General features: G+C 37.2%; 12 protein-coding genes. All 12 read left to right on the plus strand.

The window, feature by feature from the left end:
* Window positions 1-225 precede the first annotated feature (225 nt).
* The 12 genes from rhaD to J7E67_RS27320 all read left to right on the plus strand — a co-directional run bounded on the left by rhaD (window position 226) and on the right by J7E67_RS27320 (window position 15,539).
* On the plus strand, window positions 226-1,053 hold the full coding sequence (gene rhaD, locus J7E67_RS27265; RefSeq protein ID WP_214718429.1) for a rhamnulose-1-phosphate aldolase: 828 nt from the start codon (window positions 226-228) through the stop codon (window positions 1,051-1,053).
* A 102-nt stretch (window positions 1,054-1,155) separates the two neighbouring features.
* The gene (locus J7E67_RS27270) at window positions 1,156-1,296 is read left to right on the plus strand and encodes a hypothetical protein (protein ID WP_483861478.1); all 141 of its coding nucleotides are present in this window, start codon (window positions 1,156-1,158) and stop codon (window positions 1,294-1,296) included.
* A gap of 186 nt (window positions 1,297-1,482) precedes the next feature.
* Window positions 1,483-2,469: an autoinducer 2 ABC transporter substrate-binding protein gene (locus J7E67_RS27275; protein ID WP_251027036.1), complete on the plus strand. Its 987-nt coding sequence runs from the start codon at window positions 1,483-1,485 to the stop codon at window positions 2,467-2,469.
* Window positions 2,459-4,300: a cache domain-containing sensor histidine kinase gene (locus tag J7E67_RS27280; protein ID WP_214733196.1), complete on the plus strand. Its 1,842-nt coding sequence runs from the start codon at window positions 2,459-2,461 to the stop codon at window positions 4,298-4,300. The genes J7E67_RS27275 and J7E67_RS27280 overlap by 11 nt, the downstream gene beginning before the upstream one ends.
* Window positions 4,297-5,946 (plus strand): response regulator transcription factor, encoded by a 1,650-nt coding sequence (locus J7E67_RS27285; RefSeq protein WP_214733197.1) that lies wholly within the window; start codon window positions 4,297-4,299, stop codon window positions 5,944-5,946. The genes J7E67_RS27280 and J7E67_RS27285 overlap by 4 nt, the downstream gene beginning before the upstream one ends.
* A 172-nt stretch (window positions 5,947-6,118) precedes the next feature.
* Window positions 6,119-6,433 carry an L-rhamnose mutarotase gene (rhaM, locus tag J7E67_RS27290; RefSeq protein ID WP_214733198.1) on the plus strand — a complete coding sequence of 105 codons (315 nt, stop codon included), beginning with the start codon at window positions 6,119-6,121 and terminating at the stop codon, window positions 6,431-6,433.
* Window positions 6,434-6,524: 91 nt separating this feature from the next.
* The gene (locus J7E67_RS27295) at window positions 6,525-7,826 is read left to right on the plus strand and encodes an MFS transporter (RefSeq protein WP_214733199.1); all 1,302 of its coding nucleotides are present in this window, start codon (window positions 6,525-6,527) and stop codon (window positions 7,824-7,826) included.
* Between the two features lie 119 nt (window positions 7,827-7,945).
* On the plus strand, window positions 7,946-8,923 hold the full coding sequence (locus tag J7E67_RS27300) for an AraC family transcriptional regulator (RefSeq protein ID WP_214733200.1): 978 nt from the start codon (window positions 7,946-7,948) through the stop codon (window positions 8,921-8,923).
* 605 nt (window positions 8,924-9,528) lie between these two features.
* Window positions 9,529-10,635 (plus strand): carbamoyl phosphate synthase small subunit, encoded by a 1,107-nt coding sequence (locus J7E67_RS27305; protein ID WP_214733201.1) that lies wholly within the window; start codon window positions 9,529-9,531, stop codon window positions 10,633-10,635.
* Entirely contained in the window at window positions 10,613-13,798 is a 3,186-nt protein-coding gene (carB, locus tag J7E67_RS27310; RefSeq protein WP_214733202.1) for a carbamoyl-phosphate synthase large subunit, read from the plus strand. The genes J7E67_RS27305 and carB overlap by 23 nt, the downstream gene beginning before the upstream one ends.
* A gap of 152 nt (window positions 13,799-13,950) precedes the next feature.
* A complete protein-coding gene (locus J7E67_RS27315) occupies window positions 13,951-14,109 on the plus strand; it encodes a hypothetical protein (RefSeq protein ID WP_214718423.1) in 159 nt (52 codons plus the stop codon).
* A 410-nt stretch (window positions 14,110-14,519) separates the two neighbouring features.
* Window positions 14,520-15,539: a patatin-like phospholipase domain-containing protein gene (locus J7E67_RS27320; protein WP_214733203.1), complete on the plus strand. Its 1,020-nt coding sequence runs from the start codon at window positions 14,520-14,522 to the stop codon at window positions 15,537-15,539.
* Window positions 15,540-16,003: the final 464 nt, after the last annotated feature.

Genomic DNA, 16,003 nt, shown 5'->3' on the forward strand with positions numbered 1-16,003 from the left:
TTTGTCTACAATCTGAAACAGACCTTAAAGGTCTGTTTTTGTTTTTTTAATCGGAGGAAAACAAATTATATTTGTGAGGAAAATGTTAATAAAACAAAAATAACCAAAAATATAATCTTTATTTGTGTTGATTTGTGTTGGTTATGGAGTTATGATGTTTATGTAAAGAAGATAAATAAACAATATAAAAGTCAATTTTTTATAAGGGAGAGAACAAACATGAGCATGACATTAAGAAATTTAATATATACAGCACCATTTATACAAGAAATGATCGAGGCAACTTCTAACCTATACCGATTAGGCTGGGATGAACGTAATGGCGGGAATATTAGTTATTTGTTAAATGAATATGAAGTTTTACCTTACTTGGATGTTGATAAAGTGGTGAGAACAGTACCAATGAATTTTGATGCTTCTACGCTAGCGGGAAGATATTTTGCTGTTACAGGTTCCGGGAAATACTTCAAAAATGTAAAAGAGGATCCGGGTTCAAACCTGGGAGTCATTCGTATTGCGGTAGATGGCCAAAGCTACGAAATTCTTTGGGGCCTTGAAGATGGTGGAGTAGCAACAAGCGAACTTCCAACACACCTAATGAATCATATGAAGCGCTTAGCAGCCGATAAAAACCATCGCGTGATCATGCACTGCCATACAACTAATTTGATTGCCATGACATTTACACATAGTTTGAAGGAAGAAGAATTCACGAAAACCCTTTGGGAAATGTGTACAGAATGTATCGTTGTTTTCCCTGAAGGGGTTGGCGTGATTCCATGGATCGTTCCAGGGACGAATGAAATTGGCGAAGCAACAGCAGAAAAAATGGAACATGTCCGCCTTGTCCTTTGGCCACATCATGGGATTTTCGGAGCAGGGACAACAATGGATGAAACATTTGGACTAATTGAAACAGCTGAAAAAGCAGCTCAGGTTTATACCCTTGTTTGTGCCCAAGGTGGTAAAAAACAAACGATTACTGACCAGCAACTTCAGGATCTTGCGGACGCTTTCAAGGTTGTTCCTAGAGCAGGAATTCTAAATTTATAAGAGTTTAATTCATTTATCCAGATTTACTATTGGGGGCGGAATCGTCCCTTAATTTTAAAAATAAATTTGTGAAATACTGAACATAAAAGAGGAGGAATCATTGTGAGTGTAGATTACGTACCAAGTACAGAGGTAGATCTAGAAAAGCTTGCTGTTAATTCTTTAAATGATGCTTGTGCACCAGGAAACCCATTCCAGCCTATAAAAGAAGAAGTTATTGCAATGTTTAAGGAGATTCTCTAATTTCAAGTAATAACAAGACCATAAAAACTATTTTAATATATGATATAATGTTAAGAGGCCAAGCTGTTTTCTAGGGCCTCTTCTTATATTTATTTGCTCTTTTGTGAGGTGTTGGTGTTGAACACAAATATTTACTTAAGATTATCGATATGCTTTTTATTAGTGATATTTGTAAGCGGTTGCGCTTTGAATTCTACAAATTCAGAGAAATATCAAATTATATATAACGGCGAACAAAAGAAAGAGCAAAAAAACCAAAATAAAGGCAATGAAGATTACACGATTGCGATTATTCCTAAAGTGAGTGGGATTCCATATTTTAATGCGGTGGAAGAAGGTGCATTGGAGGCTGGGAAGGACTTAAACCTTAATGTTCTATTCACAGGTCCGCCGATAGCCGATTGGAAGCAACAGCGAAATATTATTGAGGATTTCATTCAGAGAGACGTTGATCTCATGGCCGTTTCTGCAAATGATCCAGATAGATTAGGTCCTGTGTTACAAAAGGCGAGAGAAAAAGGAATTAGAGTGATCACATGGGATTCTGATACGGATGTAAAATACAGAGAACTGTTTATTAATATGGTTGACCCTGAAAATCTTGGCCGCCACTTAGTGGACAATTTGGCTTCCAAGATGGGTGAAAAAGGCGAGTATGCAATCTTGACCGGTTCTCATGTTGCGGCCAATTTATCTGAATGGATGAACTATATCATTAGGCAGCAAGAGGAAGTCTATCCTGAAATGACTTTAGTAGAAGTAGTTGATACGGAAGATAATCCCCAAAAATCATATTTGGGCGCTGAAAAGCTATTAAAAAACTATCCTAATTTGAAAGGGATATTAGGCAGTTCATCTGTTGGGCCCCCTGCAGCTGCACAGGCAGTTCAAGATGCTGGAAAGATTGGTAAGGTTACTGTAACAGGACTCTCTACCCCGAATTTAATGCGGACCTATTTAAAAGATGGTTCAGCCCAAATGATAACGTTATGGAGCCCTAAAAAGCTAGGCTATTTAACTGTTAGCTTAGCTAAAGAATTATTAAATGGTGACAAGCTAAAGGACGGGCAGCATATCGGAAAAGTTGGCAATATCAAAATTAAAGGTGACACTGTGATTATGGGACTGCCAATTGATTTTACAAGGGAGAATATTGATCAATATGATTTCTAAGCTTCTTGAAAAATTACAATTAAAAAACTCCCGGTTATCAACGAAACTAATTATTACCTATATTTTATTAACGGTTATTCCAATGGGTTTATTAGGGGTACTCGGTTATTATGAATATACGAAATCGATTGAAGAAAAAGTAGGAGAATATATCCCTAAACTACTAAAGCAAGCGAATAATAATATTGAAAACAGTCTCGGTGAATTAGAAAGACTGCCGGAATTAATTTATAGCTCAAGTGATGTTATGTCGGTCTTAAGGGATAGCAGCTTTAAGAATCAGTCACAATTACATCAGGATCAATTTATTGTGGAAAGTTTCTTAACGAATACTTATCTTGATAATAGTTCCGAAATATTAGGTGCGTACCTATTATCCAAAAATCGTTCCTTTGTCAGTACAAGGATCCCCTATGAGGGATTTAATCTTCAAAATCTAACTCTGCCTTATGGTGAAGAACATGCACTAGGGGAGAAAGTTGAACTTATGCTGCCGAAACAAACAAGTTTGAATTTTGAAGGAAATCCTCCTTATATATTACTAATGAAACAAATAACAGATTTTGATAATAGAAAGTCGCTTGGTACCCTCTTTTTAGCTGTTAAACTATCCTTTATTGAAAATGTTTTAGCTGATTTAGAAAAAGAGAAAAATACAACGATGTGGGTGATGGATGAGAATGGACAGGTTATTTTTCACACAGATTCCTCTAAAATTGGCTCTGTTTTCAGTGAGCTAAATGACTATCCGCTGATTAATGGAAGTTTTCAGACAGGAATAGGTAAGGATAAAACGCTCATTAGCGTGAACAAATCCGCTCGCCACAAATGGATATTAGTTCATAGTATTCCATTAAAATACCTGACGATCGGTACTGATATAGTCAGAAAGGTAACCATTTTTGCCTTTTTTGCGCTAGTCATCATAACGGCGGTGCTTTCGGTCTTTCTAGCTTGGTCCGTCACAAAGCCGATTAAAAAGCTCGGGTCCATAATGCAGGAGGTAGAACAGGGAAACCTAAGCGTATCCATCCCAATCCAGTCTAAAGATGAGGTGGGTGTCCTGGCACAGAGTTTTGACTCGATGCTGAAGGAAATCAGGGAGTTAATTCAGAAAAACTATTCGATCGAAATTCGCCAAAAAAACGCTGAACTATATGCACTGCAATCGCAAATTAACCCGCACTTTATGTACAATACACTGCAGACAATCAGTATGGCGGTTGAAGATGGAGAATCCGAAACGGTTGTTGAAATGGTCACTCTCCTTGGACGTATGCTTCGTTATTCACTAAGCAATAAAGAACGGCTCGTTCAAATTGCTCAAGAAATGGATCACATTGAGGACTTTTTAAAAATCCAGAAATTCAGGTTCGAAGATAGAATCACATTTGAAATTCAAACGGAACTGGATTCAGGAGCCTATTTTACTCCTAAATTTATTTTACAACCGCTTGTTGAGAATTCTATAAAATATGGATTGGAGAAACGGAAAGGATTAAGTATCAAAATCATAGTGGAAGAAATTATTAATGAGCATGGGACAAAAGATATTTTATTTACTGTCGGCGATAATGGTCCAGGCATTAGCGAGGAGAAGTTGGCAGAACTAAATCGTAAATTGCAATCAGATCCAATGGGAAAAAGAGATTCCGGTTTTGGTATTTTGAATGTTCACGCCCGGGTGATGATGATGTTTGGAAATCAATACGAATTAATAGTTAAGAGTTCCATAGAAAAAGGAACAGAGATTACCATACAAATTCCAGCAATTTTAAAGGACGACGTAACAAACTACTCTGCGCCTCAAGGGGATGGTGATGGGAAATGACCCAAATTAGAACGGTAATTGTCGATGATGAGGGAAGAATTCGAAGAGGAATTGAACGAATGGTTCGCTCGTTAGGTGATGAATGGGAAATCGTCGGAACCTTTTCTGATGGATTAGAAGTTTATGAAGCCGTTTTAAACCAATCTATTTCTTTCGACCTACTTATTTCGGATATTAGAATGCCAGAAATGGATGGATTAACCTTAAATAAAAAACTTAAAAGCCATCTAACGTGCCTAACCATTTTTATAAGCGGATATGATGATTTTGAATATTTGCAATCTGCCCTACGAGACGGAGCCGTAAATTATATCCTGAAGCCAATTGACAAGGAACAATTTCAATTACAAATGGATGAAGTTAAACTAAAGATTCAAAAGGTGCACGCGGAAAAGTACGAATGGCTTACTATGCAGGAAAAAGCATCTCAAGTGGAATATACAAAGCAGCTTCAGCTTTTAAGTGAAATGACCTGGAAGGAAGAAAAAGATATTGCTTATCTCGATTGGACCCGGCAATTTCCAAGCGGCTGTTATCAATTGATTCATATTAGTGTTGATCAGGTTTTTTCACAAACGAAAGAATTCTCACCAGAAGATTGGAATAAGTGGTCTCAAGAAATCGAAAATATATTAGCAGAAAAAGTGGCGGTGCCTATTAGAGGTCATCAAATCTTTAGTTGGTGGTGGCGAGGCAGTAAGTTCAGCTATTGGATATTACTACACATCGAAGATAAAGACAATAATCATGATTTTTCATTGGTTTTCCGACAGTTGGCAGAAGAACTAAGAATCTCTATTCACAAAGCTACACCTTTTACGGCATCTGTTGCCCTTGGATATGTATTTAATGATCTTGCTCTTTTTAGTAATATGAAATCACAGTTGCTTACTCTGCTTCAGTTTCGAATCATTCAAGGAGGAAATCGAGTTTTTCAGGCTGATTTGTTTAAAGTCATTAAAGCTCAGAAATCAAAAGGGATATCGTCTTCTATCCTAAAGTATACAGAACAAGTGATACTCTTTTTTACACAAGGGAAAAAGGATGAGTTACTTCAGGCGTTACAAGGATTTTTTCGTGAGGTAAAAGCCTTATCATCGCCTGTTATGATTAATGAAGCGGTTCATTACTTATTAATCGGAATCGCTAATCATTGGATTGAAAATGATGGCTATAGTGAGGATCCGGATTTACTAACAGATGCCTTAAATATCACAAAGCATGCCTCAAACTTCATTCAATTGAAGGATAGGGTTAAATTGTGGATTCTACATGTAATGGAGAAAATGGCTGGTTTGAACAAGGAGCAGCAGAATCCTATTCAGATTGCAAAAGTGTGGATTAAAAATAATTTGGGAGACAATATTACAATAAAAAAAATTGCTCAGCAGGTTTATATGAATCCCAACTACTTTTGTGATTATTTTAAAACTCAAACTGGAGAGACCATTTTAGATTATGTCACAGCCGCAAGACTTGAAAAAGCTAAGGAATTATTAGAGAAAACAGATTTAAAAATTTACGATATTTCCTTATCAGTCGGCTATCAAGATACGAAATATTTCAGCCGATTATTCAAACAGTGGCTGGGTCAGACACCTTCCCAATTCAGGGATCAATACTTTAAATCGTCAGCAAATAAATAAGAATTGGTAAGAGTCAAGGAGTGTAATTTCTCCTTGGCTTTTATTGTTTTGGAATCCCTTTCAAATTTCTGAATAATTTCACCCCTTACTGAATTTTGTCTCCTACAAGTAAGCGTTTTACAAGAGTATAGTTTAGCTATAAGTAAATTAAATTCTAGAAAGGAAAATCAAAATGATCAGAAAAGCGAGTATCATGTTTGTCAATCCTGATAGTTATGATGAATATAATCGCCGCCATGATGAAATATGGCCGGAGATGGCTGCAGAATTAAAGGCACACGGAGCACACAATTATTCTATTTTTCTTGATAAAGAGACTGGTAGATTGTTTGCCTATTTAGAAATCGAAGATGAAGAGAAATGGGAGCACATGTCGCAAACAGAAATCTGTAAAAGATGGTGGGCATATATGGAGCCAATAATGGAGACGAATGCCGATAATAGCCCTGTTTCAATTAATTTAGATGAAGTCTTTTATTTAGAATAATTGCTTTCGTTATTTCAACTTTAGAAATAATAACAAAAATGAAACCGTTTGCTTTTTTTGGGTAATAAACAAATGATTAGGAGGTATTACAATGGCTAAGATTGGTTCCAAAAAAACGACTGGCTGGAAAGCTACCATTTCTGTTGCAATGGCCAACTATATTGAAGCTGGATCAATTATCGCGGCAGCAAGTAGTTTAACCATGTGGCAGGCATATCTTCATTTGGATAATATGGCGGTGGGGCTGTTAAGTGCAGTGAGTGCTAATGCATTTGGAGCGGCAGTGGGAGCTTTGTTTGGTGGATATTTATGTGACAAATATGGTCGGAAATTTATTTACACCTATGACTTGTTGGCTTATATGCTTGGGGTATTATTGATTGCCGTTTCTGTTAACTTCCCAATGCTATTAGTCGGAACAATAATTACAGGGATTGCAGTAGGTGCCGGGGTACCAGCCTCATGGACATACATTGCAGAAGAAGCACCAGCCGATAAGAGGGCTGCACATGTTGGAACTGCACAGTTAGCATGGTCAACGGGTCCAGCAATTACATTTTTACTTGCCGTTTTGCTTACACCACTAGGTTTGTTAGGAAGCAGAATTATTTTTATCCACTTATTAATCATTGCATTTATTACTTGGTACATCCGACAAGGTTTATCTGAATCAGCTATTTGGAAAGAAGGAAAAGAACGAGAAGCTAAAGAAGGCAACAGCAACAATAAAGGTGTACTCAAAGAATTACTAAGCCTGAAACCAAATCGAGAAGCATTATTTCTATTAATTGGAATTTATTTGTTCTGGAATTTAACTGCAGGTGCTATGGGATATTTCATGCCATATATTTATCAAAATGTTGGGGGATTATCTGGTAATCAAGCGAATTTACTTCAAGTTCTCCTATGGAGTTTAACCGTTGCAACCACTTATTTTGTATTTATGAAACTGGGGGACAAATTTAGTAGATGTGCCTTGTTTGGAATAGGAGCTGTGATGGGTATTGCAGCTTGGTTAATTCTAACATTTGCTGGAATGAACTGGTTCTCACTCTTTGCTTTTGTTCTACTTTGGGGATGTGCTGCCGGCTTTGGTGCCCAAGCATTCTATGGTTTGTGGGCAAGCGAACTATTCCCAACAAGATACCGTGCTGGTGCCCAAGGAATTATGTATTTCTTAGTAAGATTAGGGATCGCGATTTGGTCATTTATTTTACCAACAGTTATGGATAAATTAGGATTTAAAACAGCAGGCATTGTGATGCTTGTATTCTTAGCCATTCATTGTGTGATCGGTATTCTTCTTGCCCCAAATACCAATGGAAAAACATTGCAACAAATTGAAGAAGATCGGTTTGGTACTTCAAAAGAATTAAAAAGAAAAGCTATTTAAAAGAATAGAGTTGGAATTAACCTGGGATTAATAAACATAGCCCAGGTTTTTTCTTTAGGCAGGTATTTGAAGTATGATATGATTTGACTAAGAAACCATCTATGAAACAGGTGAATCACATGAGCCAGGACCTTCTAAGTGAACTTTTACAGATTACAGATGAAGAGAAAACCATTCTTGAACAACGTACGAACGTAAGCAAGGAACTTTATACTAGTAATACAAACTTTATTATTGAAAGCGAAAAATTCCTAAGCAAAGATAAGATGATTATGGTTCGTAAGCACACAAGATTTGTAAATTTCCCTTTACATAAACACGATTATATTGAAGTCAATTTTGTCTATACCGGGGAATTGAATCAAACTGTGGGCGGCAGGCAATTAACCTTGAAAAAAGGAGAACTTCTCTTATTAAATCAACATATTGAACATGAGATCAAGGCCTGTGCCAAAGAAGACATTGTCATTAATTTTATCATTCGTCCTTCTTTCTTCGACTTTATTTTTTCCTTTTTAAGTTCCGAAAATATAATTAGTGATTTTCTACTTAATAGCTTATATAACAACACGCAGAACGGTCAATTCCTTTATTTTAAAGTGGCTGATGTACCTGCTATTCAGGATATGATTGGAAAAATGATTGAGGAAATCATGCATCCTTCTGCTTTCTCAGAGTCAACCATTAAACTGTATATGGGGCTTTTCTTGATTGAACTCCTTAAGAATTCCGATAAGGTAGAGAGAAAAGAAGAGGCATCTATCAATCATTATTTGGTAGTAGAGTCACTAAAGTATATTGAAGATCGATTTAAGGATGCCTCGTTAAATGAATTAGCCATTCGATTGAAACAATCTCACTATGGATTAAGTAAAACAATAAAAAAGGCCACATCCCACACATTCAAAGAACTTTTGCAAGAAAGGCGACTGGTTAAAGCGAAAGAATTACTAGAAGGAACCGACATGGCAATTGCTTCTATAGTGGAGCAAGTGGGCTATGATAATATTAGCTATTTTTATCGGATTTTTAAAAAGAAGTATGGGCAGACGCCAAAGGAATTTAGAGAAAATAACCCAAAAGGCTTTGATTTATAGAGACAAATAAATTGAAGTGATTTATTCTGGAGGGTTCCTGTCATTATGTAATGGAAGATAAGGAACTTGAAGATTTTGAAAACGACGATCACGACTACCATCACCATGATGAAAGCAGCGACTAGCGTAGGAATAGCATATTAGACCGTTTTTTGTTCTAAAGAGTGGTCTTTTCGTGACATATTATTTTTTTGTATACGTAAGAACATTTGTTCGTGTTTAATATATACGGAGGAGTTCGACCAGCAATAAATAACCAAGTTTGTTTTTCTAAATGAAAAGGAATGAAAGGATTATATAATAGAAGAACCTAATAATAGTGGACAATTTTCTTATTTTAAATAATACATTATAGTGGCAAATAAGGAGATTATAGGTAGTGACCTGTAAAAATACAAATTAGGAATGAAGTAGTTTTAACTTTATGCAATATTAGAATTTTTAGCGGAACTCCTTCAATTTGTAAATCATTGGAATTGCTCGTGATGCCCTCCAGATACTATAAAATGAATCCTCCTTTTACGAGGAAGAGAAGATCAACAGGCGTTAATCAAACGATTGCGGGGTAGAAGGATAATGCGTATGGAAGAAAGGAGTGTAATGGTATGAAACGACAACTCATTTTAGAAGATGGTACTGTATTTGTTGGAAAAGGATTTGGCAGTGAAAAGGAATTGATAGGTGAAGTTGTATTTAACACAGGGATGACCGGCTATCAGGAAATTTTGTCGGATCCTTCTTATTGCAGTCAAATTGTTACATTGACTTACCCACTTATTGGTAACTATGGAATTAATCGTGATGATTTTGAATCGATTGAACCAACAATTAATGGTTTGATTGTAAAAGAATTTTGCGAAATACCGTCAAATTTCCGTAGTCAATTTCCAATTAATAAATTTTTAAAAGACAAAGATATTCCAGGTTTAGCGGGAATTGATACAAGAAAGCTTACAAGAAAAATCCGCGAGCATGGGATTCTAAAAGGAAGAATCTGCAGCATGGATGTTATTGTTGAAGAAGTAGTGGCAGATTTAATGAAAGCAGAATGGACTAGAGATCAGGTGAAACAAGTATCAACAAAACGTTCCTATCCGAGTCCTGGAAGAGGTTTTAAAGTCGTGCTAGTCGACTATGGAATGAAGCACGGTATTTTACGGGAGTTAACGCTACGCAACTGTGATGTTATAGTCGTTCCGTATGATACAACGGCAGAAAAAATATTTAATCTAAATCCGGATGGTATCATGTTAAGTAATGGGCCTGGGGATCCGAAAGAAATAACAGAAGGAATTGAAATGATTAAAGGTGTGCTTGGGAAAATACCATTGTTCGGCATTTGCTTAGGTCATCAATTGGTTGCACTTGCATGCGGAGCAGATACAGAAAGATTGAAGTTTGGCCACCGCGGGTCAAACCATCCTGTTAAAAATTTAGAAACAAATCGCGTAGAAATTACCTCGCAAAACCATGGGTATACAGTTTGTATGGATTCTTTAGAAGGAACCGATTTATCAGTAACACATATTGCATTAAATGACGGGACAGTTGAGGGGTTAAAGCATGACAAGTATCCAGCTTTTACTGTCCAATACCATCCAGAGGCATCCCCGGGACCAGAAGATGCAAACTATTTATTTGACCGTTTCATTGACTTAATGGAAGCAAGGAAGAAGGTAGGGACGAACGATGACAAAACGCTTAGACATTGAAACAATTTTAGTAATTGGATCAGGACCAATTGTTATTGGACAAGCGGCAGAGTTTGATTATGCGGGCACGCAGGCATGTATCGCATTAAAGGAAGAAGGGTACAAAGTCATTCTTGTTAACTCAAACCCAGCGACAATTATGACCGATACGGAAATGGCAGATAAAGTATACATTGAGCCGTTAACTGTTGAGTTCGTAAGCTCCATCATATATAAAGAACGTCCGGATGCCATTTTACCGACACTAGGTGGACAAACAGGGTTAAATCTTACCGTAGAACTTGCCAAATCAGGTATTTTAGAAGAGCTGGGCGTTGAAATTTTAGGAACAAAATTAAGCGCGATTGAACAAGCAGAAGACCGAGATTTGTTCCGTTCATTAATGAACGAACTGAATGAACCAGTTCCGGACAGTGAAATTATTCATACGGTTGAAGAGGTATTTGCATTCGTGGAACAAGTCGGCTATCCTGTTATTGTTCGTCCGGCCTATACACTTGGAGGAACGGGCGGCGGTATTTGCCACAATAAAGAGGAATTAATTGAAACTGTAACGAACGGCTTAAAATACAGTCCTGTTACCCAATGCCTGCTCGAGAAAAGTATTGCCGGGTTTAAAGAAATAGAGTACGAAGTAATGCGTGACAGCAACGACAATGCTATTGTTGTGTGCAACATGGAAAACATCGATCCTGTTGGTGTCCATACGGGTGATTCAATTGTTGTAGCACCAAGTCAAACTTTAAGCGACCGTGAGTATCAATTATTGCGTAATGCATCTTTAAGGATTATTCGTGCACTGAAGATTGAGGGTGGATGCAATGTTCAGCTTGCTTTAGATCCCTTGAGCTTCCAATACTATGTCATTGAGGTAAATCCGCGTGTCAGCCGCTCATCCGCGCTAGCATCAAAAGCAACAGGGTACCCAATTGCGAAACTTTCGGCGAAAATTGCAGTAGGTTTGACGTTAGATGAAATGATGAATCCTGTAACAGAAAGAACATATGCATCGTTTGAACCTGCCCTAGATTATGTGGTAACTAAAATTCCGCGCTGGCCATTTGATAAATTCGAATCGGCCAATCGTAAGCTTGGTACACAAATGAAAGCGACAGGTGAAGTAATGGCAATTGGACGTACTCTCGAAGAGTCATTATTAAAAGCTGTTCGTTCACTTGAATTAAAAGTATATCATCTAAATTTAAAAGATGCCGATCAAATCAATGACGAATTGATTGAAAAACGTATTCGTGTTGCGGGTGACGAGCGCTTATTCTACATAGGTGAAGCACTCAGAAGAGGTATAACGATTGAACAAATTCATGAGTGGAGCAAAATTGATATTTTCTTTCTTGCGAAGTTTGACAATATAGTCAAGTTTGAGAAGGTTATGGAAGAAAACAAAGGCGATAGAGAGGTTTTGCTTGAAGCAAAGAAAATCGGTTTCTCAGATAAAACTATAGCAAAACTATGGGGTATGACAGAACGTAAAGTTTATGAATATCGGAAAGAGAATGGAATTATCCCTGTATATAAAATGGTGGATACATGTGCAGCTGAATTTGAATCTGAAACGCCTTATTTTTACGGTACGTATGAAGATGAAAACGAATCAGCTGTGACTGAAAAGAAGAGTGTGATCGTACTTGGATCCGGACCAATTCGTATCGGACAAGGAGTGGAGTTCGACTATGCAACGGTTCACTCTGTCTGGGCTATTCGCGAAGCCGGTTACGAGGCAATTATTATTAATAGTAACCCCGAAACTGTTTCAACCGATTTTAGTATTTCAGACAAGCTGTATTTTGAGCCATTAACTATCGAGGATGTTATGCATATTATTGATTTAGAAAAACCACTTGGTGTTGTTGTACAATTTGGCGGACAAACAGGGATTAACTTGGCTGGAGAATTGGCAAGCCGAGGTGTGAGAATTTTAGGAACATCACTTGAGTGTCTTGAGGCAGCAGAAGACCGTGAAAAGTTCGAAAAAACATTGGCATCTCTGGATATTCCGCAGCCTTTAGGGAAAACAGCAAAGTCTGTAGAAGAAGCGGTTAAAATTGCAGAGACAATTGGCTTCCCTGTACTTATTCGGCCTTCTTATGTACTAGGCGGAAGGGCAATGGAAATTGTATATCAAACAGAGGAATTACTTCATTACATGAAAAATGCGGTCCAAGTACATGAGGATCAGCCGGTATTGATTGACCGTTATTTAACAGGCCAGGAAATGGAAGTAGATGCTATCTCTGATGGGGAGAATGTATTCATTCCAGGTATTATGGAACATATTGAGCGTGCAGGTGTCCATTCAGGTGACTCGATCGGTGTGTATCCACCACAAAGCCTATCAGAAGAAACAAAGGCGACAATTATTGACTATACAACAAGAATTGCAAAAGGTTTTCAAATAGTAGGTTTACTTAATATTCAGTTCGTCTTATCAAAAGGTAAAGTGTATGTATTGGAAGTTAATCCGCGCGCGAGCCGTACAGTGCCATTCCTAAGCAAAATTACACGTGTTCCAATGGCAAATCTTGCTACCAAAATAATGTTAGGAAAAACGTTATCGGAGCTTGGCTATGAATCAGGCATTCATCCCGAAGAGAACAATGTTTATGTGAAAGTCCCTGTATTCTCATTTGCAAAGCTAAGAAAAGTAGATATAACACTTGGACCCGAAATGAAATCAACCGGGGAAGTTATGGGACAAGATACAACATTGGAAAAAGCACTGTATAAAGGATTTATTGCTTCCGGTACTTCAATCAAGCCCCACGGGTATGTATTGTTCACAGTTGCGGACAAAGATAAGGCGGAAGCTGCTGAACTGGCTAAACGTTTCTACAACATTGGGTATCGAATCCTGGCAACAGCAGGGACTGCTGCTGCATTTAAGCAAGATGGGATTCCTGTAAATGTTGTAAATAAAATCGAATCCGAAGAGGAGAACTTGTTAGAGGTAATTCGTAATGGTAAAGCACAGCTTGTGGTCAATACACTAACAAAGGGAAAACAGCCTGCACGTGACGGATTTAAAATTCGCCGTGAAGCAGTTGAAAATGGTATTCCATGTTTAACCTCTCTTGATACAGTAGTTGCAATCTTTCGTGTACTTGAAACCATTCGTTTCCAAACAACACCAATGCGAAGCAAATAACAGCTAGCTTGGTTTTATGATGAAGCTAAGACCAATACACAATTGATTACATTTTTTAACTCTAGGACAAAGTTGCTCTAATAATCAGAGTATTACTTGATTTATTTCAGGTCAAATTCAAAAAGTTATTGGTAGGATAGGGAGGGATAAATATGAATAAGTCGGAAGCTGTTACTAAAAAGGAACAGAAACAAGATAACATTAAAAAATACAGTGAAGTCAACGAATTCAACCATGAAAGCAATCAAGTTGCCAAAGCGCAAAAACAAATGTCTTCACAAGAGACAACTGGAGTATTAGATCAGGAATAGTTCCGGTGCCTGGCACGCCCCGAAAAATCTTGTTTTACAGGTGTTATTTAATTATTTAGGAACTATACCAAGTAAATAGCTATCTGAACTAAGAAAAAAACACTTGTTATTATCCGAAAGCTGGATAATATCTAGTGTTTTTTTAATTTCTTAGTTTCAACGCCGGGGTCAGTCCCCCATTGAATTAAAGCTTTAACGCACCGGGGGGACTGACCCCTTTTTTAATTTCATAGATTGTGAAAAAGTGTACTTAAACATACGAGGCAGTTTAATTGAAAAAGGACGGAAATCCTTAACTATCTTAACATTAAAAATATGTTAACTATTAAATACCTAGAAGGTATCCGCTCCCTTTGTAAAGAATTAGATTTAGATAAGAACAAATTTTTTTCAATTGGGAGTGGTTCACTATGTTAGCTTTAGCTCTACAAGGCATTGGGGGAATGAACTCATTTGCGGCTGGGGTACTCCAAACGCTTCGAAAAGAGGGGGTTAAGCCAGATTTGATTTCAGCTACCAGCGGTGCCATATTGTCAGCATATTATTTTTTGCAAAAAGACACTAATGCTATTGAAAAACATTATGATGAGTATTTTAAATCCGAAGAAAATGGAATCCCACCTTTGTTCAAATTCATGCAATACGCATACTTGGGCGTTCCTAACAAATTTTCTCCTAATTACCTCAACATTATTGAAAGATTGTCTGACAATTGGCCTTTCTTGAGATCGGAGGAATGGATCAACTTCTGCTTCCCTAACAAAATTTACAAATCTGAATTTCCTCAACAATTTTTTGATGATATCGCCAATTGTTTTTCCACCAATGAGGAAGTGGGAATTATTATGAATGCCTATAATGTTAATAACGATCAGGCAGTTTTGTATGTGAACGAACGTGCTCGGGATACAATGGAATTAACTAAGAGGGGAAATTTTGAGGTCAAACCAATAACTCCGGATGGTGTGAGAGCATGTTTGCAGCTGCTTCAATATGGAGACTTTAAAGGGGAGTATGATGGAGCTTATCAATATAATCCGGTTTTGTCTCCGTTGGTAGTAGCCGACGAGATTATTTTGGTGACAGTAGCGCCACTAGGCAAATCTCTGGACCAAATCGATAACTTCTTTGATATCGAAGACTTTAAATTGAAGATGTTATTTAAAAATGCCCTTTATGCAGAGCTTAATGATATTTCTCGGATCAATAAACTTATTGAATACGGAAATAAGCTGGTTCGTCCAGAATCAGAAAATAAACCGTATAAAGAGTACAAATCGATTAAAGTGCAAACAATTCAGCCTACAATTCATCGTGGATTATTTGAATATTTTGTGGAAACCCGTGAATATTACGAGGATGGTGTGTCTCAAGCGAAAAAGTTTATTGATGATAGTCTAAATAAGCAGATACAGATTGAACGCGGATAAATCCCTCGTATCAATGTTTTAAAGGGTGATACTTTTGTATGGGGTAGATGTTTTTATCAGTAATTTTACTCTTTGATTATGTTTGTGAAATAGTGTACTTAAACTATCGGGTGCTTTTGTTGAAATTGGGATTGCGTCGTAGCAAGCCCCATTTTTTTATTTGTAGACACTGAGCAAATACCTTTACAATTGTAAGCGTTTGCAAATATAATGTAATTAGGTCGGATGACAATGGTGGTCATCACGGTATTCAGCGTAGGCGGAGCTGATACTAACAGGAGCTATAAGCTCTATTTTTTTTTGCGAAAAATTACTTATTTAACGGTGCTTTGTTAATTAAAATTGATGATCGTTGCAGAAGTCTTTTTGTTGTTGGACTAATGGGGCAGTTTACTTTAAGTGTACCTCTTCACAAAGTTATAGAAAAAAGCCGACCTTCCGTTTTTGAACTGCACCCGAATTGT

This window comes from Bacillus sp. ISL-46 (assembly GCF_018613205.1).

Bases quoted from the DNA above. Each gene is read 5' to 3' on its own strand.
- rhaD (WP_214718429.1), top strand. From the start codon at position 226: ATGACATTAAGAAATTTAATATATACAGCACCATTTATACAAGAAATG.
- J7E67_RS27280 (WP_214733196.1), top strand. From the start codon at position 2,459: ATGATTTCTAAGCTTCTTGAAAAATTACAATTAAAAAACTCCCGGTTA.
- J7E67_RS27285 (WP_214733197.1), top strand. From the start codon at position 4,297: ATGACCCAAATTAGAACGGTAATTGTCGATGATGAGGGAAGAATTCGA.
- rhaM (WP_214733198.1), top strand. From the start codon at position 6,119: ATGATCAGAAAAGCGAGTATCATGTTTGTCAATCCTGATAGTTATGAT.
- J7E67_RS27295 (WP_214733199.1), top strand. From the start codon at position 6,525: ATGGCTAAGATTGGTTCCAAAAAAACGACTGGCTGGAAAGCTACCATT.
- J7E67_RS27300 (WP_214733200.1), top strand. From the start codon at position 7,946: ATGAGCCAGGACCTTCTAAGTGAACTTTTACAGATTACAGATGAAGAG.
- J7E67_RS27305 (WP_214733201.1), top strand. From the start codon at position 9,529: ATGAAACGACAACTCATTTTAGAAGATGGTACTGTATTTGTTGGAAAA.
- carB (WP_214733202.1), top strand. From the start codon at position 10,613: ATGACAAAACGCTTAGACATTGAAACAATTTTAGTAATTGGATCAGGA.
- J7E67_RS27315 (WP_214718423.1), top strand. From the start codon at position 13,951: ATGAATAAGTCGGAAGCTGTTACTAAAAAGGAACAGAAACAAGATAAC.
- J7E67_RS27320 (WP_214733203.1), top strand. From the start codon at position 14,520: ATGTTAGCTTTAGCTCTACAAGGCATTGGGGGAATGAACTCATTTGCG.